Annotated in this window: 20 protein-coding genes; 9 read left to right on the plus strand and 11 right to left on the minus strand. The window is 62.2% G+C overall.

The window, feature by feature from the left end; genetic code table 11:
- Positions 1-168: 168 nt before the first annotated feature.
- Positions 169-1086, minus strand: coding sequence for a DeoR/GlpR family DNA-binding transcription regulator (locus ABI_RS20485; RefSeq protein ID WP_006274985.1), 918 nt, complete (start codon positions 1084-1086; stop codon positions 169-171).
- 271 nt (positions 1087-1357) lie between these two features.
- Between ABI_RS20485 and ABI_RS20490 the strand changes: the two genes are divergently transcribed.
- The 4 genes from ABI_RS20490 (at position 1358) to ABI_RS20505 (ending at position 5294) form a co-directional block, all read left to right on the plus strand.
- A complete protein-coding gene (locus ABI_RS20490) occupies positions 1358-1936 on the plus strand; it encodes an HD domain-containing protein (protein WP_006274986.1) in 579 nt (192 codons plus the stop codon).
- Positions 1933-3084, plus strand: a complete 1152-nt coding sequence (locus ABI_RS20495; protein ID WP_006274987.1) for a TIGR03364 family FAD-dependent oxidoreductase — start codon at positions 1933-1935, stop codon at positions 3082-3084. Before ABI_RS20490 ends, ABI_RS20495 begins: the two co-directional genes overlap by 4 nt.
- Entirely contained in the window at positions 3065-3913 is an 849-nt protein-coding gene (gene phnX / locus ABI_RS20500; protein WP_006274988.1) for a phosphonoacetaldehyde hydrolase, read from the plus strand. Before ABI_RS20495 ends, phnX begins: the two co-directional genes overlap by 20 nt.
- 100 nt (positions 3914-4013) lie before the next feature.
- Positions 4014-5294 (plus strand): DUF5690 family protein, encoded by a 1281-nt coding sequence (locus ABI_RS20505; RefSeq protein ID WP_006274989.1) that lies wholly within the window; start codon positions 4014-4016, stop codon positions 5292-5294.
- Between the two features lie 7 nt (positions 5295-5301).
- Here the strand turns inward: ABI_RS20505 and ABI_RS20510 are convergent, their stop codons facing one another.
- From ABI_RS20510 to ABI_RS20530, 5 genes are all read right to left on the minus strand, one after another.
- Positions 5302-6450: a GNAT family N-acetyltransferase gene (locus tag ABI_RS20510; protein WP_006274990.1), complete on the minus strand. Its 1149-nt coding sequence runs from the start codon at positions 6448-6450 to the stop codon at positions 5302-5304.
- Positions 6434-7843 (minus strand): M20/M25/M40 family metallo-hydrolase, encoded by a 1410-nt coding sequence (locus ABI_RS20515; protein ID WP_006274991.1) that lies wholly within the window; start codon positions 7841-7843, stop codon positions 6434-6436. The genes ABI_RS20510 and ABI_RS20515 overlap by 17 nt, the downstream gene beginning before the upstream one ends.
- A gap of 85 nt (positions 7844-7928) precedes the next feature.
- Positions 7929-9623: a J domain-containing protein gene (locus ABI_RS20520; RefSeq protein ID WP_040309785.1), complete on the minus strand. Its 1695-nt coding sequence runs from the start codon at positions 9621-9623 to the stop codon at positions 7929-7931.
- The gene (locus ABI_RS20525) at positions 9620-11323 is read right to left on the minus strand and encodes an Hsp70 family protein (protein ID WP_006274993.1); all 1704 of its coding nucleotides are present in this window, start codon (positions 11321-11323) and stop codon (positions 9620-9622) included. Before ABI_RS20525 ends, ABI_RS20520 begins: the two co-directional genes overlap by 4 nt.
- Before the next feature lie 62 nt (positions 11324-11385).
- The gene (locus ABI_RS20530) at positions 11386-11853 is read right to left on the minus strand and encodes a RidA family protein (protein WP_040309786.1); all 468 of its coding nucleotides are present in this window, start codon (positions 11851-11853) and stop codon (positions 11386-11388) included.
- 251 nt (positions 11854-12104) lie between these two features.
- On the opposite strand from ABI_RS20530, the gene ABI_RS20535 reads away from it, so the two are divergent.
- On the plus strand, positions 12105-12470 hold the full coding sequence (locus ABI_RS20535; RefSeq protein ID WP_169313762.1) for a response regulator: 366 nt from the start codon (positions 12105-12107) through the stop codon (positions 12468-12470).
- 3 nt (positions 12471-12473) lie between these two features.
- A complete protein-coding gene (locus ABI_RS20540; RefSeq protein ID WP_040309787.1) occupies positions 12474-13841 on the plus strand; it encodes a PleD family two-component system response regulator in 1368 nt (455 codons plus the stop codon).
- Positions 13842-14027: 186 nt separating this feature from the next.
- Here ABI_RS20540 and rpmG read toward each other — a convergent pair whose 3' ends face one another.
- On the minus strand, positions 14028-14195 hold the full coding sequence (rpmG, locus tag ABI_RS20545) for a 50S ribosomal protein L33 (protein ID WP_006274996.1): 168 nt from the start codon (positions 14193-14195) through the stop codon (positions 14028-14030).
- A gap of 198 nt (positions 14196-14393) precedes the next feature.
- Between rpmG and ABI_RS20550 the strand changes: the two genes are divergently transcribed.
- The 3 genes from ABI_RS20550 to ABI_RS20560 are packed head-to-tail and all read left to right on the plus strand — an operon-like array spanning position 14394 to position 16293.
- Positions 14394-14882, plus strand: coding sequence for a cupin domain-containing protein (locus tag ABI_RS20550; RefSeq protein ID WP_006274997.1), 489 nt, complete (start codon positions 14394-14396; stop codon positions 14880-14882).
- Positions 14879-15706: a helix-turn-helix domain-containing protein gene (locus ABI_RS20555; protein ID WP_006274998.1), complete on the plus strand. Its 828-nt coding sequence runs from the start codon at positions 14879-14881 to the stop codon at positions 15704-15706. Before ABI_RS20550 ends, ABI_RS20555 begins: the two co-directional genes overlap by 4 nt.
- 26 nt (positions 15707-15732) lie before the next feature.
- Positions 15733-16293, plus strand: coding sequence for a hypothetical protein (locus ABI_RS20560; RefSeq protein WP_006274999.1), 561 nt, complete (start codon positions 15733-15735; stop codon positions 16291-16293).
- A gap of 230 nt (positions 16294-16523) precedes the next feature.
- Here ABI_RS20560 and rnr read toward each other — a convergent pair whose 3' ends face one another.
- The 4 genes from rnr to dprA form a co-directional block, all read right to left on the minus strand.
- Complete coding sequence (gene rnr / locus ABI_RS20565) at positions 16524-18899, minus strand: ribonuclease R (RefSeq protein WP_006275000.1); 2376 nt, start codon at positions 18897-18899, stop codon at positions 16524-16526.
- A 44-nt stretch (positions 18900-18943) separates the two neighbouring features.
- Positions 18944-19264, minus strand: coding sequence for a MafI family immunity protein (locus tag ABI_RS20570; RefSeq protein ID WP_006275001.1), 321 nt, complete (start codon positions 19262-19264; stop codon positions 18944-18946).
- A gap of 2 nt (positions 19265-19266) precedes the next feature.
- Positions 19267-21879, minus strand: coding sequence for a type I DNA topoisomerase (gene topA, locus ABI_RS20575; RefSeq protein ID WP_006275002.1), 2613 nt, complete (start codon positions 21877-21879; stop codon positions 19267-19269).
- 243 nt (positions 21880-22122) lie between these two features.
- Positions 22123-23241, minus strand: coding sequence for a DNA-processing protein DprA (dprA, locus tag ABI_RS20580; protein WP_006275003.1), 1119 nt, complete (start codon positions 23239-23241; stop codon positions 22123-22125).
- Positions 23242-23402 lie beyond the last annotated feature (161 nt).

A 23402-nucleotide genomic window follows, 5' to 3' on the forward strand; every position in this document is an offset into this window, starting at 1 on the left:
TGTGAATTTGTGTTGCGAATGTGTTGCTCTGGAGATGCAATTCATCAGCTTACGGCACAAGTCGTGCAGCGCGACCGGCCTGAGGTCACGCAGAGAGATGTGCGACGAGGCGAGCCGCGGCGTCGGAGACTATCTATTAAAAAAAGGGGGGGGGAGGCGTAAGCGGTCTCAGCCTATCAGGACTTCCGCGTCCCGCAAGGCTTCAAGCAGTTGCGCCGGCGGCGCGGTATCGGTGATAAAAATATCGACGTCCTTGAAATCAAGCGCCTTGACGATGCCTTGCCGTTCAAACTTGGTCGAGTCCGCCAGGACAACGACTCGGGACGCCAGCGGGCATAATCTGGCCTTCAAAGTCGCCTCCGGATAATGAATATCGAGCAGGCCACGCCGTGAATCGATGGCGCTGATGGAAAAAAACGCGAGCGCCGGGGTAAACTGGCTCATGAAGGCTTCGGTGGCGGTGCCAAAGCAGGACTGGTAGTGGTCATCGATCTCGCCGCCGCCGAAAAACACCCTGCAGTCGTTTTTGCCGGCCATTTCCCGCGCGACTTCCAAGGCGTTGGTGATGATGTTGAGATGTCGCTGCTTCGACAAAGCCCGGCTGAGCCAATAGGAGGTGGAGCCGGAGTCGATCAGGATCGTCATGCCATCTTCGACAAGCTGTGCTGCCTTGAGCGCTATAGCTTGTTTCTTTTCTGCATTCTGGTTGCGGCGGGTCAGGTACGGCGCTTCAGCGGCGGTTTCCTTCAGCGTAACGCCCCCGCGCACGCGGTAGGCCTGACCTTCGGCCTCCAACTGGCGAATGTCGCGGCGGATGGTTTCGTCGCTGACGTCAAACCGTTGCGCCAGATCCGCAATGGTGCAGGTCCGGTGCAGTTGCAGCAGATTGTAGATTTCGGACTGACGGGTTTCCTGCAGCATGCGTCCCCTGGACAGTAATCCTGGCTCGTCGAGATGTGGTGCCTTTACAACCGCTTGCCGGCCAATGCCACTTAAAAGTCGTGGCGACGCTTCTTCATCGTGAAGCGCGACCGGTCGTTGCTGCATCATTTCACGCACGCCCATCCTCACCCGTTCAACGGCCATACGTTTCGTCAGCCAGTTTTAAAGTCCTTGAGCCGGCTTATCGACCGACACTGGCGCTCTGTCGTAAGGGCTAAATGTGACATAAATAACCTAAAAGCGAAGTTTTGTGGAGTTCTGTATTTTTCACGAGGCATTAAATTGGTAAATTGTCATAAATCCGACCGAAAGCCACGCAAACCTGTCATCATTGTAGGGTAGTCGACTTTGCGACGAGGCTGAAACCGGATGCGACGCCTTTCTGAAGCTTGACCCAATTCCCAGGAGCACAATCATGATCGGCACGCAGGCCCTTAAGCAGGAAATTTGCACCTTGTATCTGCGTGAGGGGCATAACGGTTACGGTCTTTATCACCTCAATCAGCTTCAGCACGGCCTGCAGGCGGCGGCGCACGCCCAGGCTCAGGGCCTGTCCGCGGCCCTGATCGTCGCCGCCCTGCTGCACGACGTCGGACATATGGTGCACGACCTGGGCGAAACGCCAGCCGAGGCGGGGGTCGACGATCGCCACGAAGAGGTGGGCGCGCAGTGGGCCGCGAAGCGTTTTCCGCCCGACGTCAGCGAACCCATCCGGCTACATGTTGCGGCCAAACGCTATCTGTGCGGAGCCGAAGACGGCTACGAGGCCACCTTGTCGAAGGACTCTGTCATCTCCCTTGCCTTGCAGGGCGGCGCAATGGACGGCAAGGAGCAGGCGGCGTTTCTCGCCCAGGCCCATGCCCGCGAGGCGATTGCCCTGAGGCGAATCGACGATATCGCCAAAGATCCCCATGCGACGACCAGGCCGTTGGAGGTCTTCCTGGACGCCTACCTGGAACAGGCTCTGTGCGGGTCAGGCGGTGAGCCGGCATGATGACCACGCCATCCTTCCCAACCACGACCTATGATCTGGCCATTGTCGGCGCCGGCGTCGTGGGGCTGGCCCATGCGTACCTGGCCGCATCGGCCGGACTGAGGGTTGTGGTCATCGAACGCGATGGCGCCGCCAATGGCGCGTCGGTGCGCAATTTCGGATTTATTACCGTGACCGGCCAAAAGCGCGGCGAATTCTACCAACTGGCCCGGCGTTCGCGGGCAATCTGGCAGACGGTTATCGCCGAACTGGGGCTGAGGGCCGAACACGAAGGCCTCTATATGTGCGTGCGCCGCCCGGAGTCGGAAGCTATTTTGGACGCCTTCCTGCGGACGGAGATGGGCGAAGGCTGCCGTCTGCTGGCGCCATCCGAACTACCCATCCCGCTGTCACTGGACGTCAGGCGGGTGCTGCACTCGCCCCACGAGGTACGCCTGGAATCGCGCGACGTCATCCCGCAGGTTGCCGAAAACCTTCGGCGCCGGCTCGGCGTCGATTTTCTCTACCATTGTACGGCGCTGGACGTTTCACACGGCCAGATCGCGACCAGCCTGGGCACCGTGAGGGCCCGCAGCGTTGTTGTCTGCCAGGGCGACAATCTGAGTGGTGTCTTCGCGTCGCGTCTGCCCAGCTTCGGCGTAAGTCGCTGCAAGCTGCAGATGTTGCGGCTGGCCTCGCCCGGCTATCGTCTGCCGGGTTCGATTATGTCCGACCTGGGGCTGGTGCGCTATCTGGGTTACAGCGAGTTGGATGAGGCCGCCGCACTCAAAATTCGACTGGAGTCCGAGCAGCCACAGCACCTGAAGGCCGGCGTCCATCTGATCGTCGTGCAGGGCACCGATGGCAGTCTGGTTGTCGGCGACAGCCATAGCTATGATCATACACCCGATCCCTTTGGGCTGGAAGCCATCGATGACCTGATCCTGGACGAGTACCGGCAAGTCCTCGGCGCACCACCGCCCGTGCTGGAGCGCTGGATCGGCACCTATGCCGTGTCGGATCAGCAGTTATACTTCATCGATACGCCCGATACCGACGTGCGCCATGTCGTGGTCACCTGTGGCGCGGGGGCGTCCACCGCCTTCGGTATCGCCGAAAAGACGCTTTCAAGCCTGGGAGTCGAGCTTCATGCCACCATCGTCGGATAATTCGCCCATCAAGGCCTGCATCTTCGACTGGGCCGGTACCATGATCGACTTTGGCTGCTGCGCGCCGGTCGTCGCCTTGCATGGTGCCTTCGCTGAGATCGGTTTGTCGTTGAGCGACGCCGAAGCCCGCGCTGATATGGGCATGGCCAAGCGGGCGCACATTCACGCCATCCTGAGCCGGGCGCCGCAAAGATCGGCTTTCGAGGCCATGGCTGGGCGTGCGCCGGCGGACGCCGATATCGACGACCTGTTTCGCCGGGTTGAACCCAGGATGGTGGCCGCAGCCGGGCAGCATACGCGCCTGATCGACGGGGCAACTGAACTGGTGCGCTATCTTCGGACGAAAGGTGTCAGGATTGGCTCGGGAACCGGCTATAGCCGGTCGATGATGGGCCAGATCCTTGCCGCCGCCGCCGACCAGGGCTACGCGCCGGATCTGGTGGTCTGCGCCGGTGAAACCCTGGAGGGTCGGCCGTCGCCTTTGATGACCTGGAAGGCCCTTGTCGAACTGGGCGTCTGGCCGGCCCGCACGGCGATCAAGGTCGATGATGCGGTGGTCGGCATCCACGAAGGCTGCGAAGCCGGCACCTGGACGCTGGGTGTGGCTGCCAGCGGCAACGGCGTCGGTCTGCCGCTTGACGCTTTCCTGTCCCTGACGCCGGAGCAACGCCAGGCGCGCACCATGCCGGCGGCTCAGGCTTTGGCGGAGGCCGGGGCGGACTACGTCGTGGGCAGCGTGGCGGATATCCTGGGCCTGCTGCCAGAGATCGAAGATCGTATCCGCGCCGGCGAACGCCCCGGCACAGCGCCTTGCCGCATCAGTATTTAGACAGGCGCGTTCACATCGCAAATCGCCCTCGGACCAAACGCCTGTCACATGTTTCGGTCATAGGGTGCGCTTCAACGGGCTTGCACGGGGATAGCCATTCATGACCAGCGCCACCAAGACCACCGCTTTGACGCGGTGGCTGCAGACGGCCCCTGCGCCGCTGTTCGTTCTCTATGGCGGGCTGATGGCGTTTGGCGCCTATTTCGCCATGTACGCCTTTCGCAAACCGTTCACGGCCGCCAGCTATGCCGAGGTCGGCGACTGGGTGGTCGACTACAAGATCGCCTTGGTAATCGCACAGGTCTTCGGCTATGCCCTGTCGAAGCTGATCGGCATCCGCTTCGTGTCGGAACTTCCTGGCCGGTGGCGGGCCCTGGCCATCGTGGTTCTGATCGGTCTGGCCCAACTGGCCCTGGTCGGGTTTGCGGTCGTCCCGGCACCGCTCAATATCGTCTTCTTGTTTCTGAACGGCCTGCCGCTGGGCATGATCTGGGGGCTGGTCTTCGGTTTCCTGGAGGGGCGGCGGACTTCGGAAATCCTGGGCTCTATCCTGTGCGCCAGCTTTATCGTGTCGTCGGGTGTGGTCAAATCGGTCGGCAAATGGTTGATGCTGCAAGGCTATGCCGATGAATTCACCATGCCGGCGATCACCGGCCTGTTGTTCGCGCCGCTGTTGGCCGTCTGCGTCTGGGGATTGACGCACCTCCCGCCGCCCAACGCCGCCGACATGGCTGCCCGCGTCGAACGCGCGCCTATGGACAAGGCGGCGCGACGCGTTTTGTTTTCCGCCTACGCACCGGGCCTGGTCGCTTTAATCCTGCTGTATGTCATGCTGACGGCGCTAAGGGATTTCCGCGATAATTTCGCCGCCGAGATTTGGAAGGGCGTTGGTCTGGGCGAGCAGGCCGCGCTGTTCACGCTGACTGAGATACCCATCGGACTGTTGGTCCTGTGCGTCATGGCCGGGCTTGCCATTTTTCGTAGCAATCGGACCGCCATCTTCGCCAATCTCGTTCTTATCGGGGTTGGTTTGTGCCTGACCGCCGGAGCCAGTATCGTCTTTTATCTGGGACTCATCGGCCCGGTGCTTTGGATGGTGCTTTTAGGCGCCGGGCTCTATCTGGCCTATACGCCCTATAACGGTCTGATGTTCGACCGCCTGCTGGCCGCGACCGGCAAAGTGGGGACGGCAGGGTTTCTCATCTACGTCGCCGATTCGAGCGGCTATCTGGGCTCGGTCGCATTGCTTTTGTTCAAGAATTTCAGTGGTCTTCACCTGCCGTGGGTGGAATTCATGATCGGGGCATCGGCGCTCAGCGGCGTCGTCGGGCTGGGGCTGCTGATCTACGCCAGCCTTTATTTCTCGCGGCGGTTTTCGTAATTGGACATCACGGTGTCTTTTTGAACGGCGATGCCTCGTCCCCCAGGACGGACATATGTTGCAGAACGGCCTGCCGTTCCTGGGCGAGATACGCTGCCACCGGCGCCCGCAGCCGTGCATCGCGGATATAATGCGCTGAATAGACCGGGTGGGGCAGGTAGCCGCGTGACAGCTTGTGCTCGCCCTGGGTACCGGCCTCGACCCGCTTCAGGCCACGCGCGATAGCAAAGTCGATCGCCTGGTAATAACAGACCTCGAAATGCAGGAAGGGCAGGTCGACATGGCAGCCCCATTGCCGGCCATACAGCACGTCTTCGCCGATGAAATTTACTGCCCCCGCCACCGGCCTGTCGCCGTCATAGGCGAAGACCAGCAGCATCCGGTCGCGCAGTGTTTCCGCCACCATGGGAAAAAACTCCCGCGTCAGATAGGGCGTTCCGGTACCCCATTTGCGTTCATAGGTGTCGGCAATAAAGTCATAGAGCTGGTCGAGATGGCCCTGGGTTATGTCATTACCTGTGATCTGGCGCACATCGACCGCCGCCTGAACATCCCGGCGTTCGCGCCGTATAACCTTGCGCCGGTTCGACGACAGTGCCGCCAGAAAATCGTCAAACGAGCCATAGCCCGGGTTATCAAACCAGAACTGCTGATCCTGGCGCAGCAGGAACCCATTGTCCCCGAGCATTTCCCACTCTTCGGCGGTAGGAAACGTCACGTGCAGCGACGACAACTGATTGCGATTACAGACCGACATGGCAGCCTCGGCCAAAGCGGACCGCACGACCGGATCGGGTGATAACAACCGTGGCCCCGTTACGGGTGTGAACGGCACCGAAGCCTGCAGCTTGGGGTAATAGGCGCCACTGGCCTGTTCATAGGCCCGTGCCCACGACTGGTCGAAGACATACTCGCCCATGGAATGCGACTTGACGTACAGCGGCATTACACCGACCACGGTGTCACCGTCCGACAGGGACAGGTGTGCCGGCTGCCAGCCCGTGCCGGAGCCGACGCTGCCACTACGCTCAAGGGCGTCGAGATAGGCGAACGCGGTAAACGGATTGCCGTCCGGGCGTAAGGCGTCCCAGGCGGCTTGACCGATCTCGGAAATGGCTTCGTGCAGGCGAAGCCTTAGTTCACTTGCCTCCGGCATAGATCTTGATCAGCTTGTAGAAAAGCCGCCGGCCATCAACGACCGACTGGACCTGGATGCGCTCGTTCAGGCCGTGGGCATTGCCGCCATCGGGGTCGACGAACATGCCGCGGAAACCGTAGCTGGGGATGCCGGCGGCCGAGGTATGGATACTGTCGGTCGCGCCCAGCGTCATCACCGGGATCACCGGTACACCCGGATAAATCTCCGCACTGACCTTTTCGATTGGCCCCAAGATTTCGGGAGGCATTTTTGGCGTCGGCGTGGCCGGGCTGCGGTGACCGTCGGTTTCGACCTTGATGGCCGGGTCACCGATCGCCTCGACCAGGGTGGCCTGGACGGTCTCAACCGGCACACCCGGGAAGATCCGGCAGTTGACATTGGCCGTCACCGTCTGGGGCAGGGCGTTGGGTGCATGGCCGCCATTGATAAGGGTCGCGACACAGGTGGTGCGCAAGGTGGCGTTCAGGCTGGTGTCTTTGCTAAGCGTCGCCTCGGCCGCAGCATCGGCGGGATTGGCGACAATGGCGGTCATGGCCGCCCCGATCTCACCGCCGCGTAACTTGGCGGTGCGCGTAAAATAGGCGCGGTTGGCATCGTTCAGCATCACCGGGAACCTGTAGGCCGACACCTTCTTCAACGCATCGGCCATGGCGTAGATGGCATTGTCCGGGCGCGGGCGTGAACTGTGGCCGCCCGTGTTGGTGGCGGTCACGGTAAAGTCCTGATAGACCTTCTGCGCCGCCTCGATGTTCAGCGCTACGCGCTTGCCCTGGGCATCCAACTCACCGCTGGCGCCTTCATTGATCGCGAAGTCGGCATCGATCCACGCCTTGCGCTCGTTGGCCAGGTAGCGGGCGCCATTGAACACGCCCTCGGTCTCCTCGCCACAGGTCAGTGCCACCTTGATCGACTTTTTCGGCTTGTAACCCTCCTGCTTGTAACGGATCAGGGTGTCGACGAATATGGCTGCCTGGGCCTTGTCGTCAGTGGTACCGCGGCCATAGAAATAGCCGTTCTCTTCGATCAGGCTGTAGGGATCACGGACCCAGTCCGAGCGCTTGGCTTCCACGACGTCGATGTGGGCCAGAAGCAGGATGCCCTTGGCGGGCTTGTCCGAGCCTTGCAAGGTGGCGACCAGAAGCCCATCCTTGGGCGCATCGACCGGTGCATAGATATGCAGATCGGCGTCGGTATAGCCGGCCGACCTCAGCCTCGCTGCCATGCGTTCGGCGGCCAGGGTGCAAGAGCCGTCGGAATGCTGGGTATTGGTCTCGACCAGTTCCTTGTACAGGTCGCGGAAGGCGGGCCATCCGTCGCCGGATGTATCGGCGGCGACAGCGGGGGCCGCCAGAGACAGGGCGGCGGCAAGGGCGACAAGGCTGGTTTTCATGGGAGGCTCCTGAAGCAGGCAAGTGGTAACGCTAGCACCCTATTTGCGGGCGCACAATCCGCTCAGTCAGGCTTGGGCACCTCAATCAGGTCCTGGAAAACGTGTCGCGCGCGGTGACAAGGATGGTATGCGCCACCGCCCAGAATAGCAGAACCGCCGCGCCGGCGATTACCACATGCGCCGCACCGCCATGCAGGGCAAACCAGACGAGGCCAATCATGCTGTACCACTTCAGACGGAAGCCCCATTCGCCCAGGAGCGGGATCAGCGGGCGATGCGCCAGCACCGTCACAGCCACAGCGGCAGCGACTCCCGGCCACCAGGCGTCGGCACCAGCACGCGCCACGTCGTTCAGCAGGACAGCCGTCCCGGTCGCCAGGCCAAGAACCATCAGACCGTACAGCAGGCGCCCCCATTTCGGCCACGACAGCCAAAGTTCGAACATCGGCCGCTGGCCGTAGGCGCTGACAACGGCGGCCGCAACCATGGCCGCCGACATTTGCAAAAATGGCATCAAAGGCACCAGGTTGAAGGCCAGAACCAGCCACCAGGCCAACAGGTAGATTTCGCTGAAGGCGGCGCGAAGTTGCCACGGCAACTGGCCGTCGCTCGTGTCGGCCTGTCCGGTGGTGCGAGCCCACATCGCGACGACCAGTGACGCGGCGGCGACGGCCAGGGCTGTAATTGGCGAGGCGGGCAGGGCGGCGGCTGCGGCTAAGGCCGCGACAATGGCCAGCGCCCAGCCATAGCGCAGCCAGACAGGCGCGCCGTAGACAAAGGCGCTCAGCCACATCCGGCGTGGCATTTCAAAGCCGTAGACGCCGATGAGCGACGCCACTGCAAACGCTGGCGGAATGATCAGAAGGATGCTGAGCGCTGACCATTCCGGCGGCAAAAGCCATTGTCCCAGCAACAGCCCGACCAGGCAGGGTGGCGATGCCGCGGCGAAGCGCAAACCCCACGTACCGAGCTGCGGCCGGGCCTGATAGTCGTCCCATTGCGCCACGGTTTCGCTGTTGAGGTCGGCGATTGCGGTGGGGTATTCTCGCCGCACCACATCCAGTAAATCGGAAATCTTGTGGGTGGGCGCCTGGCCCAGAAGGCGGCTGAGCACGGTCACCGGTTTAGGCGGAGCGGACAGGATCCGGTAGGCCGCATTGTGCTCGGAATCGGCCTTGCGGATTTCACCGAGGAAGTTCAGGTCCCGCTGCCGCGCCAGGATGCGCTGAACATGAAAGTGGTCGCGTTGTCTCAGGCCGCGTCCGCCCCAGCCGAAGCGGTCGCAGCCGGGCGCGATCAGGATATCCGTTCGCGGTGACCGGTTGGCGATCAGCCAGGCCAGCCATTCTTCGGTGGCGGCGTGGACATCGACCAGGTCCATGGCGGGAGATTTGAGCACCGCTGTGAAGGCTGCCAGAACGGCGTCGGGATCGACCTGGCGCTTGCGCAGCAGGTTTTCCAGTCGGCCCTGCAGACCGGCATGGATCTGGCGCGGATCAGGCGGCGACGGTTCAGCCGCATCCTGAGCCGCCTCTACCGGCGTGGCCTCGACCTTCTCCGGCTTTTTGAGCGAAGGGAAGACGAAGACGCTGTCGCCGCTATCGTCGACCCCAGCCAGGGCACGCTCATAGGCGGTGCGCAGGGTCTTGAAGCCTTCCGGGTCGTCCTCCGGATTGGTTTCCTTCAGCCGGCGGGCATAGGCGCGCTTGATCTCTTTTTGATCGCGCGTGCGAGCGATGCCCAGAGTGTCCCAGACCGAACCGGTCACAGCCCCGGTCACAGCCAAGTCTCGCCTTCCAGCGAGTCGAGATGGCTGCTGAGCTCCGTTCGGGCCCGTTCGACCAGACGCGGGTCCTGGCTGTCGAGGACGGATTCGAACTGGCTGATCAGCCGGGCGATATGGTCGCGGACGTCGCCGAGATGGTTCTCAAAGGCGCGATTGGCCCGTGCCATCAGGGCGCGATTGGTGTCGGCGTCGCGCGGATGAACCTTCAGCGCCTCCAGCGCCTTGCGCTGTTTCTCCAGATCGGCGCCGGACGGGCCATCTTCATCGACGATGACGAGTTGCCGCCGTTCGCCGGTCGCCGGCACGTGGACGTCGACCTCCAGCAGACCATTGATATCGTAGGTAAAACGGACCTCGATAAAAATTTCGCCCGCCGGCCGGCGCGGAATCGGCACCCGCAGCTTGCCGAGGGCGACATTGTCGACAACGAAGCGCGACTCGCCCTGATAGATCTCGACCTCGATTTCGGACTGGCCGTCCTGCAGGGACGACAAGACTTCAATCCGGCTGACCGGCACCGTGGTGTTGCGTTCAATGATCGGCGAGAACAGGCCGGACCGGACGTGGCCTGAGGCATCGCGCTCACCTGTGGCGACGCCCAGGCTGAACGGGCAGACGTCGGTGACCGCGACTTCTTTCAGCGCGACGTCGCGCGCCTTCAGCCCGGCCTGAACGGCGGCCCCCAGGGCGACCGCCTCGTCGGGGTGGACGGTCTGCGAAGGAAAGCGGCCGAACATCTTGGTCACCGCCCGGCGTACCACTGGCATGCGGGTGGCGCCGCCCACCAGGACAATCTCCTTCAGGGCGGCGGCATTGATCTGGCTGTCGCGCAAAGATCGCAGGACAGGTTCGCGCAGACGCTCAATCAGCGGCGCCGCCAGGGCCTCGAAGCTGTCGGTGGTCACGGCGTGGCTGTAGGCCGTGTCGCGCCAGACAACGTCCATAGAGGCCTCACTGGCGTTTGTCAGTGTGCGGCGGGCGCGTTCGGCGGATGCGCGCAGCTTTTCGCGCAGGGCATCCTCTTCGCCGGACTTCAGCTTCCAGTCGTCGCGGAACTTGTAACGCATGTCATTGACCAGCAGGTCGTTGAAATCCTCGCCACCCAGCCGGGCATCGCCCGTCGAGGCGCGAACCTCGATAACGCCTTCGAAGATTTCCAGAATGGAAACGTCAAAGGTCCCGCCGCCCAGGTCGAAAACGAGGAACTGCGATTCGTCGTCCAGAAGATGGATGCCATAGGCCAGAGCCGCGGCGGTTGGTTCGTTGAGCAGGCGCTCGACCTTTAACCCGGCCAGTTCGCCGGCACGGCGCGTGGCTTTGCGCTGTTTGTCATTAAAGTAGGCGGGGACGGTGATAACGGCTTCGGTGACCTTTTCGCCCAGATACGCTTCGGCATCGCGTTTCAGCGAGGCCAGGACCAGCGCCGACAGTTCCTCGGGTGAGAACAGCTTCTTGCCCAGCCGCGTCTCGCGTTTGGCGCCCATATAGCGTTTGAAGGCCGTGGCGGTCAGGTTCGGATGGGTCGATTGCCGTTCGCGCGCCGGCAAACCGACCAGGACGTCGCCATTGTCGTCGATCCCGACGGCCGACGGCGTCAGGTTGTGGCCCAAACTATTGGGAATAAGTTCGGCCTTACCGTCGCGAAACACAGCCGCGGCGGAGTTGGTCGTTCCCAGGTCAATACCGATTATCACTGTGGTTTCCCCCTTGATATCCGTTACTTAATAGACGCGAGGAAAGGGGGCAAGCCGTCGAATCAGCGCCGGTCCAGAACCTCGATCACCGCGTCAATTTCGACCGCAAAGCCCAGCGGAATCTTGTACATGCCCACGGCCGAGCGGGCATGCCTGCCGGCATCGCCCAGGACAGCTACCATCAGGTCGGAGCAGCCATTGATCACCTGGGGGATATCGTAAAAATCCGGTCCCGCCTGAACGAAACCGTTCAACTTGATCACCCGCACGACATTATCCAGGTCGCCGGCAGCGGCCTTCATCTGGGCCAGCAGGTTCAAGCCACAGATTCGCGCGGCTTCCACACCCTGGTCGACCGACAGGTCGGCGCCGACCGTACCTTTCAGCCCGCCCTTGCCGTCATTCGACACCTGGCCGGAGATATGGATCAGGTTTCCGGTACGCACGAAGGGGACATAGTTGGCCACCGGCGCGGCGGCCACAGGCAGGGCGAATCCGAGCGTGGCAAGGTTAAGTTCGGCTTTCGACATGAGTCCCCCATATGAGTCTCTAAGGGTTGCGAGACGCCGTCCGGCGACTCCATTGCGGTTGCAATTTCGCGCTCTATACCTTGTTTCTTAAGGGTTTTGAAAGGGTATTTTTACCTTCTGTTACCTTTCCCTTCACCTCGGCTTAAGACTAACCGTGTAGAACCGTAACAGTAAAATAAGCCGGGCCGCCATGAAGCTGCCGCGTCGGCATGCGTGATGGTTTTTGGGGCTACACAGGTTTACCGCGGATGATCAACAAGAAGGTTCTCATTGTCGAGGACAACGAGCTGAACATGAAACTGTTTCATGACCTGCTGGATGCGCAGGGCTATGAGACGTTTCAGACCGGCGAAGGCCTCTCCGCCCTGACCCTGGCGCGTCAGCACCGCCCGGACCTGATCCTCATGGATATCCAGCTGCCCGAAATCTCCGGCCTCGAAGTCACCAAGTGGCTGAAAGAGGACGATGAGCTCTCGCACATTCCGGTGGTGGCCGTGACGGCCTTCGCCATGAAGGGCGACGAGGAGCGCATCCGCGAGGGAGGCTGTGAGGCTTACATTTCCAAGCCGATCTCGGTCACCCATTTCCTCGACACGGTGCGCAAGTATCTGGGCTGAGCCATGACCGCGCGCGTCCTGATCGTCGACGACATTCCGGCCAATGTCCGCCTGCTGCAGGCGAAACTCGAGGCTGAGTATTACGAAGTCATGACCGCGCACGATGGCCAGTTGGCCATCGACATGGCCGTCGAGCACCAGCCGGACATCATTCTGCTGGACGTCATGATGCCGGAGATCGACGGTTACGAGGTCTGCCGCCGGCTGAAAGAAGCGGCCGAAACCCGCCACATTCCGATTATCCTGATCACTGCCCTGGACGGTCGCGACGATCGCCTGTCTGGCCTGGAAGCCGGGGCTGACGATTTCCTGACCAAGCCTGTCGACGACGTGATTCTGATGGCGCGCCTGCAGGCCCTGGTCCGGCTGAAACAGATGGCCGACGACCTGCGCGCCCGCGAAGCCTCGTCACGCCGTGCCGGTCTGATCGACAACGATGTTTACCAGCGCCAGATATCGGCCACAGGTAATGTGCTGGTGCTGGACGACAATGTCCGCCAGGCCGAACGGCTGATGGTGCAACTGGGCGAGGACCACCGCTGTGCCTATGAGACCGATCCGGCCCGGGCGCTGAAGATCGCTGCCGGCCGCGTCGACCTGGTCGTGCTTAATCTCCTGGCGAAATCCTTCGATCCTCTGCGCTGGGTGGCGCAAATGCGGTCCAACGAAGCCACGCGCCAGCGCCCCATCCTGGCTATCGTCAATGCCGACGAACGCAAGCGGATGCTGAAGGCCCTCGAACTGGGCGTCAATGACGTGGTGCCGCGTCCAGTCGATATGCAGGAACTGCGCGTACGCGCCAAGACCCAGATCCGGCGCAAGCGCTACGGCGACTTCCTGCGCAACATCCTGGACCGCAGTCTGGAACTGGCGGTCACCGATCCCTTGACCGGCCTGAACAATCGCCGCTTCCTGGATCACCAGCTCAGTGTCCACCTGTCGCGCCATATCAAGGGCGGACCGGTGGTTTCGGTGCTGATGCTGGATATCGATTTCTTCAAGAAGATCAATGACGGCTTCGGCCATGACGCCGGCGACGAGGTTCTGCGTGAATTCGCCCGTCGGGTCAGCCTGTCGGTCCGCGCCATCGATATGGCTTGCCGCTATGGCGGTGAGGAATTCGTGGTGCTGATGCCGGAAACCGAAGACCGCGATGCGCTGAATATCGCCGAGCGTGTACGCGCCCAGATCGCCGACCAGCCCTTCGTTCTGGCCGACGGCCGGCAACTGGATGTGACGGTGTCGGTCGGGGTATCGACCTCGCGCGGGTTAGGCGATTCGCCTGAAACGCTCATCAAGCGCGCCGACGAGGCCGTCTACGAGGCAAAGCAGTCCGGCCGCAACAAGGTCGTCGTCAGGGCTGCGGCTTAACCCCCGCAGCAGACCGCCCACCAGGAATTCTACCAAAGCCATCGCAGCGTCTGTCAGGGACGGTGTCACCTCGCTCGGTTTGCGCAGGCACGAAAAAGCCGCGTCCGAATCAAAAACTCAAAAACGCGGCCAAATCAATCAACCGGGCGAGGGGACCTCACCTGGAATAACAGCAAAGGGAAGATCCTACTTGATCTTGCCTTCCTTGAAGTCGACATGCTTGCGCACGACCGGATCGTACTTCTTCAGTACCATCTTTTCGGTCTTGGTGCGGGCGTTCTTCTTGGTCACGTAGAAGAAGCCGGTGTCCGCCGTCGAGTTCAGGCGGATCTTGATGGAGGCGGGCTTCGCCATGGCTAAAGTCCTTAGAGTTACGGTCGCACGAAGAGTGCGCGGAAAATAAGAGCGCGGAACATACTCACGGAGCCAGCAAAGTCAACCGCCAATCCCGCAATTTGGCGGAATATTTGTGGCGGTTGCGCCTGGGGCCGCCAAACCGGGGATTGACACGCCACCGTCATGGTCTTCACTAGACCGCGCAGGAGACAACCCATGGATACAAATTCGCCCGCCCGACCGGTTGCTGTCAAGGCCCTGGAGGTCGCAACGCGCACCCGGCCCTCCAACTATCCTGAACCCTATTTCTCGATGATGGCCGGGCGCGAAAAGCGCACCTTGGGCGATCTGTTCGGGCTGAGCAATTTCGGCGTCAACCTGGTGCGCATCCTGCCCGGCGGCCAGTCGGCACTGCGCCACTGGCATACCCGTCAGGACGAGTTCGTCTATGTCGTGTCTGGCCGGCCCATCCTGATCACCGACGCCGGCGAAACCCAGCTGGAGCCTGGCATGTGCGCCGGCTTCAAGGCGGGTGTGGCCGACGGTCACCGGGTGGTCAACCGCACGGACGAAGAGGTCGTGTATCTGGAGGTCGGCGACCGCACGCCGGGTGACGCAGCCACCTATCCCGACGACGATATCCAGGCCAATCAGATCGACGGCCAGTGGGTGTTTACCCATAAGGACGGATCGGCGTTTCCATGATCTTTCGCGAACAGGCACCGTCCTCTGACCTTGCCGCTGTGATCGACCGGTTCTGGTATTTTGAGCCCGAAGCCATCGATCCCGAAAGCTACGAGCACGTCATTGTGCCCGAAGGCACGGCCGGCCTGTGCCTGATCGAGCCCATCCCGCAGATCGGCGCCTTCATCAGCCTGACCGGGCCGGCGGAGCGGGCGGTGCGCGTGCCGGTCCAGCGTGGTCTGCGCTACTGGGGCCTGCGCCTGCGCACCGGCGCCATTCGCGCCGTGCTGGGCCTGGAGGCGGAAACCCTGACCAACGGCATGGTTTATCTGCTCGCCGCCGTGCCGGTCCTAGGGGCGGAGATGATGGCAGCCTGCTGTGGTGCGTCGTCCCTGACCGACTTCGCCGCCCGCTTCGAAGCCGTGGCACGCCGCCATGTTCAGCCTGACCGGCTGGACTCGACCGTCTGCGAGATGGTGCGACGGATCCATTCGGGTGACGGCTTTACGCCCCTGGCGGAGATCGTGACCGGATTTGATATTGGCGAGCGCCAGCTGCGCCGACGGTTCCTGAAGGAGACCGGCCTGACGCCCAAGATCTATGCCCGGCTGCGGCGGGTGCGCCGGGCGGTGCTCGACCTGGCTTACGAGCGGCCCAAACAGGTGGCGGCGGTGTCCTATGACCACGGCTATGCCGACCAGCCCCATTTCACGCGCGAACTGAAGGCGGTGTTCGACCTGTCGCCGCATCAGTTGTCGGCCTATCTTCACCAGATTCGCCTTTTCAACGTTCGGGACGTCGACGATGTCCGAAACCTTCAAGCCGGGCGTAACGCGGCGGAGTAGACTGTCACCATCATCAGGAGACGATTATGTTCAAAGCTATTGTATGCGCTGCGGCCCTCGCGGCCATGAGTGTATCGGCGGTCTGCGCCCAGGAAGCTGCCAAACCGGCGGCCAACGCTGCCGCCATCGCCAAGCTGGACGGCATGAAGGGCGTGTGGAAGGGGGAGGCCCAGGGCTTCAACCAGAGCGGCCCATTCAAGCTGACCCAGACCGAGCGCGTCGGTACCATGCTGGGCGGCGATGTCCTGGTCATCGAGGGGCGCGGCTACGATCCGGCGGGTGCCTTGCAGTTCAACGCCTTTGCGATTCTGTCGTGGAGCAACGACAAGCAGAAGTACGAGCTTCAGGCCTACAATGCCGGCCGTTCGGGGACGTTCAAGTTCGATCTGACGCCGACCGGAGCGGTATGGGAAATCCCGGCCGGACCGAATGCCCGCGTGGTCAACACCATCACGCTCAGCGGCGATACCTGGCATGAGGTTCAGGAATATGTCGCCGAAGGTCAGCCGGCGCGGAAAATCTTCGAAATGAACCTGAAGCGCGTGTCCGAAACCGAATGGCCGGCCGCCGGCGCGGTGACGCCGTAAGGATTGAAGGCACTCATGGGCGCGTAGCGCTCGCGGTGCATGCACCTTCCTCAGAGGGGGCAAATACGTCCTGAAGTTCGTGTTGTTCGTGTTGTTCGTGGTCAAAATCTTACCGTGGGATGTCAGACCAACGACGGTAAGGGATTCACCACGAACAACACGAACTTCAGGATGAGCGGGAACGTTTCGGGTTGAAACGCGCGAAATGCGCCTGTGGTGCCGTTCCAGGCCTACCTTTTCTTCTTCTTCATGTTCTTGACGCCGGGTTTTGGGCCTTTCGGCTCGTCACGGAAGCCCGGCTTTTTCGTCGGCTTGCCGCGCACATTCGGTGTCTTTACCCGATTGCGCATCCCCAGCCGCGGCCGGGGTGCACCAGGGTCACCGACTTCAGGTTCGCTCAGCACCTTGAACACCAGCCCGCCGGTGATCGGCATAGCCTCCATCAGTTCGACCTCGATCGTCGCCCCCAGCCGCCAGCGATAACCATGGCGCTCGCCGATCAGGGCGTGCTGGACATCGTCATGGACGTAATAGTCGTCCCGCAGCGACGACACGGGAATGATCCCGTCGGCGCCGGTATCGGTCAGCTTTACGAACAACCCGAACCGCGTCACGCCGACGATCCGGCCCTGGAAGGTCGCCCCGACCTTGTCGTGAAGGTAGGAGGCGATATAGCGCTCGATGGCCTCGCGCTCGGCCTGCATCGAGCGGCGCTCGGTGGCCGTGATATGCTCTGCCGTATCCTGCAAGGTCTTGATCTCGTAATCCGTCAAGCCATCGTCGCCCAGTTTCAGCGCCCGGATCAGTGCCCGGTGGACCACCAGGTCGGCATAGCGCCGGATGGGTGAGGTGAAGTGGCCATAGTGGTCCAGGTTCAGTCCGAAATGCCCAAAATTTTCCGGGCTGTAATGGGCCTGCATCTGGGTGCGCAGGACCACCTCATTGATGATCTCGGCGTGCGGGCCTTCCTTCTGCGATTCCAGCAACTGGTTGAACCGCGGCGTGCGCGGCGGCTCGCCCTTGGCCCACGGCAGCCCCAGGGTGGCCAGGAAGTCGGCCAGGTTGTTGATCTTCTCCAGGCTGGGCGCTTCGTGGACGCGATAGATCAGTGGCGTCTTGTGCTTTTGCAGCGTCTCGGCGGCCGAGACATTGGCCTGGATCATCATCTCTTCGATCAACTGCATGGCGTCGAGCGACACCCGTCGCTCGATCCGCTCGACATTGCCGTCCTTGTCGAGATAGACGCGGCGTTCCGGCGAATTGATCTGTAGGGGCTGGCGGACCTGGCGGCCGCGCGTCAGGCAGGCATGGGCCGCCCACAACGGCTTCAGCAGGCTGTCCAGGATAGGACCGGTCTTGTCGTCAGGCGTACCGTCGATGGCGGCCTGGGCCTGTTCGTAGGACAGTTTCGCCGCCGATCGCATCAGGCCGCGGACGAACTTGTGGCTGATCTTGCGGCCTTCGCGATCGAAAACCATGCGCACGGCCAGGGTGGCGCGATTCTCGCCCTCCTGGAGGCTGCACAGACCGCTTGACAGCACGTGCGGCAGCATCGGTTCGACGCGGTCGGGGAAGTAGGTCGAATTGCCCTTGTCGCGGGCGTCGCGATCGAGGCTGGAGCCCGGCGTGACATAGTGGGCGACGTCGGCGATGGCCACCCACACCACCCACCCGTCGGGATTGGCGGCATCGTCGTCGGCGTGGGCGTAGACGGCGTCATCGTGGTCCTTGGCGTCGACAGGGTCGATCGTGACAAAGGGAAGATCGCGCAGGTCGGTGCGCTTGCCGAGGCCAGGCGCCTGGGCCGACTTGGCCTCATCCTCGGTTGAGGTCTGGAAGCCAATGGGCAGACCATGGCTGTGGATAGCCATGACCGAGGCGATCTTGGGCGAATCCTCCTTGCCGATGACCTCGAGAACGCGGGCGGGCTTGGGGCCGAACCGGTGCGTGCCGCCGACGGGGGCCGCGACCACGACATCGCCGTCTTCCAGCGTGTCGAGGTTTGAGCCAGTCAGGATATAGCTGTCCTTTTCCTTGCGGATCACCGATTCCAGGCGGATCTCGCGCTTGCCGATGCGAACGACACCGACAAGTTTCGGGGCACCCTGGTCGAGGATCTTGATCAGGTGGGCAATCCAGCCATCGGCGGCTTTCTCGAAGCGCACATACAGCCGGTCACCGAGCTTGGGCGGGGTTTGCTGGACAGATTTCTTGAGTGGCGCCAGGCGGGCCAGCGGCACAGCCTCATTTTGCGTTGCGCTACCGCTTCGCTGCTTGAGCGCATCGGGCTTCCCCCACCTGGCCCACAACTCGCCGTCAATATCCTGTTCGACGACCTCGACGACGCCGGTCTCGGGAAGTTGCCCCATGGCGCCGAAGGTCTTGCGGCCACGTTTGTCGAGCTTGCCGCCGTCAGCCAGGGCTTTCAGCCGCTGGCGAAGGGCACGGCGGTCTTCGCCCTTGAGGCCGAACTGCTTGGCGAGGTCACCGACATCGACTTCGCGCGAGGCCTGCAAAGCTTCCAGGAGGGTTTTATCGTCCGGCAGTCCGGACGGGGCGCGCGGGGCATCTGCCTTGACCGCGCGAAAAGGTTTCTTCTGTTTCATTCCCGCTAATGTAGGGATTCGTCGGCGACTATGCCAATCTTATTTCAACCGCCCGGTACACGGATCTGTTTTGCCAGGAACTTGTAACGTGGCTCATCCACATCCAATTTCATGATCCCGGCGATGGCGAGAATGTCTGCCATCTCAATCTTCGAGATCGGAATATCGTCTTCGATCAGGAAATCAGCCAGCACTTCAAGCGCCAAGCCATTTTCATTATGCTGAACATAATCGATGACTTGGGCGGTCCTTTCACCATCCAGGCGGTCGGCAAAAAGGTCGGTTAACCCGGCTATTCGCTGCTGGAGGAAGACGTAAAAGGCGTGCCGCTTTTTCGGATCATCCTTTACGTCCTCCCACTTCATAGCTACGCCGTCTTTGCTTTCTTGGCAGGGGCCTTTTTCGCGGTGGTGGCCTTCTTGGCAGCGGGTTTCTTGGCCGCAGCCTTCTTCGCCGGGGCCTTCTTGCTCGTCACACCACCCTTGGCGGCGATCAAAGCCAGGGCCTGTTCGACCGTCACCGTCTCCGGCGTCATTTCCTTAGGCAGGGTGGCATTGACCTTGCCGCATTTGACGTACGGACCGTAGCGCCCGGCCATCACCTGGATCTTGTCGCCGCTCTCTGGATGGTCGCCCAGTTCCTTCAAAGCCGCCGCCGCACCGGCTCGGCCGGGACGGCCACCGCCCGCGCGCTTCTCGGCGATCAGGGTGACGGCGCGATTCAGGCCGACTTCAAATATTTCCTCAAAACCGGAAAGGTTGGCAAAGGTGCCGTCCGACGCCACGAAGGGACCGAACCGGCCCAGGCCCGCCGTAATCGGCTTGCCGTCTTCCGGATTGACCCCGACCGTGCGCGGCAGGCTGAGCAGTTTCAGCGCACGCTCCAGATCGATGGTGGCCGGCGGCCAAGCTTTCGGCAGGCTGGAACGTTTAGGTTTATCCTCTTTCGATTCGGCTTCGCCAAGCTGCACATAGGGTCCAAAGCGGCCGATCTTCAGCGAAACCATCTTGCCGGTTTCGGGATCGGCCCCGAGGTCGCGATCGCCGGACGCTTCTGAATTACCTTCAGAATCCGGCGAACCAACTGGGCGGGTAAACTTGCACTCCGGATAGTTGGAGCAGCCGATAAAGGCGCCGAAACGCGATGTTTTCAGGCTGAGCAAACCGGTCGAACAGGTCGGGCAGGCGCGTGGGTTCGACCCGTCACCCTTGTCCGGGAAGATGTGCGGCCCCAAGGCTTCGTTCAGCGTGTCCAGCACCTGGGTGACGCGCAGTTCGGTCATGCCGTCGGCAGCAGCATGGAAATCTGTCCAGAAATCTCGAAGTAATTGCTTCCAGTTCAGTTCACCAGCCGACACCAGGTCGAGCTTCTCTTCCAGGTCAGCGGTGAAGTCGTACTGGACATATTTGTGGAAGAACTGATCCAGGAAGGCGGTGACCAGACGGCCCTTGTCCTCCGGGATGAAGCGATTCTTGTCCATGCGGACATAGGCGCGGTCGCGCAGCACGGTCAGGATCGAGGCATAGGTCGACGGCCGGCCGATGCCCAGCTCTTCCAACTTCTTCACCAGGGTGGCTTCGGAATAGCGCGCCGGCGGTTCAGTAAAGTGCTGGGCCGGCTTAATCTCATGCACCTGGGTGGCGGTGCCGGCGCGGACGGCGGGCAGGCGGCCGCCGTCTTCGTCCTCAACCTCGTCCTTGCCTTCTTCGTAGACCGCCAGATAACCATCGAAGGTGATGACCTGGCCGGTAGCGCGCAGACCCGTCTGCTTGTCGCTGGACAGGATGCTGATGACCGTGTTCTCGACGCGGGCGGCCTCCATCTGCGAGGCGACTGTGCGCTTCCAGATCAGCTCATACAGACGCGCCTGGTCGGGATCCAGATGACGCAGGGTGTCCGGGCGGCGGAACATGGAGGTCGGGCGGATGGCTTCGTGGGCCTCCTGGGCGTTCTTCGCCTTGACCTTATAATGGCGTGGTTCAGCGGGAACATAGGCCGCGCCGAAACGCTCGCCGATCATGCGGCGATTCTCGGCGATGGCATTGGGTTCGATAAAGACGCCGTCGGTCCGCATATAGGTGATCAGACCGGTCGTCTCGCCGCCGATATCGACACCTTCGTACAGTTTCTGGGCCGTCTGCATGGTGCGCGACGCCGAGAAGCCCAGTTTGCGCGCGGCTTCCTGTTGTAGGGTCGAGGTTGTGAAGGGCGGGGGCGGGGTTTTGCGGCCGGGCTTTTGTTCGACGTCCTCGATCGAGAAGGACGATGTCTGTATGGTGTCGCGTGCGGCATGGGCCAGGACTTCGCTGTTCAAGTCGAACTTGGCCAGCTTCTTGCCGGCCAGTTGTACCAGCCGCGCGGTGAAGGGCGGTGACTCGGCGGAAACCTCACTCTCGACGGTCCAATATTCCTCGGTCCTGAACTTTTCGATCTCGATTTCGCGGTCGACGACAATCTTCAGCGCCACCGACTGAACCCGGCCGGCCGAACGGGCGCCCGGCAGCTTGCGCCACAGCACGGGCGACAGGGTGAAACCGACCAGGTAGTCGAGGGCGCGGCGGGCCAGATAGGCCTCGACCAGCTCCATATCGAGCTCGCGCGGCGCGGCCATGGCCGCCTGCACCGCTGACTGGGTGATGGCGTTGAAGGTGACTCTCTGGACGACCTTGTCCTTCAGTACGCGCTTCTTGGTAAGGACTTCCAGCACGTGCCACGAAATGGCTTCCCCTTCGCGGTCGGGGTCGGTGGCCAGGATGACACGGTCGGCCGATTTGACGGCATCGGCGATATCGCTGAGTCGCTTGGATGACTTGGGATCCATGTCCCAGGTCATGGCGAAGTCCTCGTCGGGCTTCACTGATCCGTCCTTCGACGGAAGGTCGCGGATGTGGCCATAGGAGGCCAGGACCGTGTAGCCCTTGCCGAGATACTTGTTGATGGTTTTGGCCTTGGCCGGGCTTTCAACAATAACGACGGTCATGAAGTCTCTTTAAAAATATTCGGTTTCGCGCGGGAGGGGAGAAGGCGACGCGGCGCCCTGGCAGCCGGTCCGGCCGTCGATGGCAGGCATACATGCTAATCGATTCTGTCTGTGTCAACGGTTATGGCTGTGGACCGCATTTTGCTGAGCGGGGGAGGGTAAGGCCGCGGTGGGCGATTTTTTTTACAAAATCAGCATCTTATTGCTTAGCCGCTGTCTACCAGTTTCCTGTGACATTTCCTGTCAGCTAGCGACGTAGCCTCCCTCGACCTCGGTTATCAGGCCGGCGATCTCAAGTTCGCACAGGGCGCTGAGCGCCACATGGACCGGCGCACCCGCCAGACGGATAAGCTCGTCGCGCGAAACCGGCGTCGCCCCGGCCAGTTCGCGCAGGCGTCGGGCAGCTTTGGCGATATCGCCATCCTGGCCGTCGGTCGGGAAGATCAGCGGGGGCACCGGCCAGCGTGGCGAAGGCTGCGCAAAGACGCCGAACTGGGTTTCCAGCACCCGGATGATATCCTCGGCGCTCTCGCACAGGGTGGCGCCCTGGCGCAGCAGGTCGTTGCTGCCGCGCGCCCGAGGATCCAGCGGCGAGCCCGGCACCGCAAAGACTTCGCGGTTCTGTTCCAGCGCCAGCCGCGCGGTGATGAGCGAGCCCGACCGCAGTTCCGCCTCGACCACCACCACGCCTAAAGACAACCCCGAAATCAGTCGGTTGCGGCGGGGAAAGTCGCGCGCCTGGGCGGTGTAACCGACCGGACTTTCCGAGACCAGCAGACCCTGTTCGCGCAGGCGTTGGTAAAGGGCGGCATTATCCGGCGGGTAGACATCGTCGATTCCGCCGCCCAGGACCGCGATGGTGCCGGTGGTAAGCGTCGTCTCATGCGCCCGCGCATCGATGCCGCGCGCCATACCTGATACGACCTGAAACCCGGCAGCCCCCAGTTCATGCGCCAGGATCTGGGCCATCTTCTGGCCGGCGGCCGAGGCATTGCGGGCGCCGACAATGGCCACGGCCCGCGTGTGGGGTTTCAGGGGGCCGAGCGTCCACAGGACGGGCGGGGCGGCATCGACCTGGCTCAGCAGGGCCGGGTAGTCGGAGTCCCCCAGAAGCACGAGCCGGGCGCCGATGGCTTCGGCGCGCGCCAACTCGTCGTCGATGCGGGCCTGCGGGACCGCGACGAAGGTTCCGCCTGTCTGTTTGACGAGATTGGGGAGTTCTTGCAGGGCGCGTTCGGCCGAGCCGAATCGCAGCATAAGGCTGGCAAAATTGACCGGTCCGACCCGGTTGGTGCGCGCCAGCCGCAGCCGGGCGATGCGTTCGGCGTCACTGTCGGCGGCGGCGATGCGTTCGAAAGGCAAAAAATTTGTGCTCCGAAATCTGCAACGGAGACGCTAACAGGAGTGGGCTGCCATCGCAAGATGCCGGTTATGCCCGATTTGTGACTCGCGTCCCAGGTAAGACGGCTTGATTCGTCATAAAGGCGCGGTAAAAGCATAGCGGGCGGATAAGGTTTTAGTAG

Origin of the sequence: Asticcacaulis biprosthecium C19, assembly GCF_000204015.1 — a bacterium.
Classification (GTDB): domain Bacteria; phylum Pseudomonadota; class Alphaproteobacteria; order Caulobacterales; family Caulobacteraceae; genus Asticcacaulis; species Asticcacaulis biprosthecius.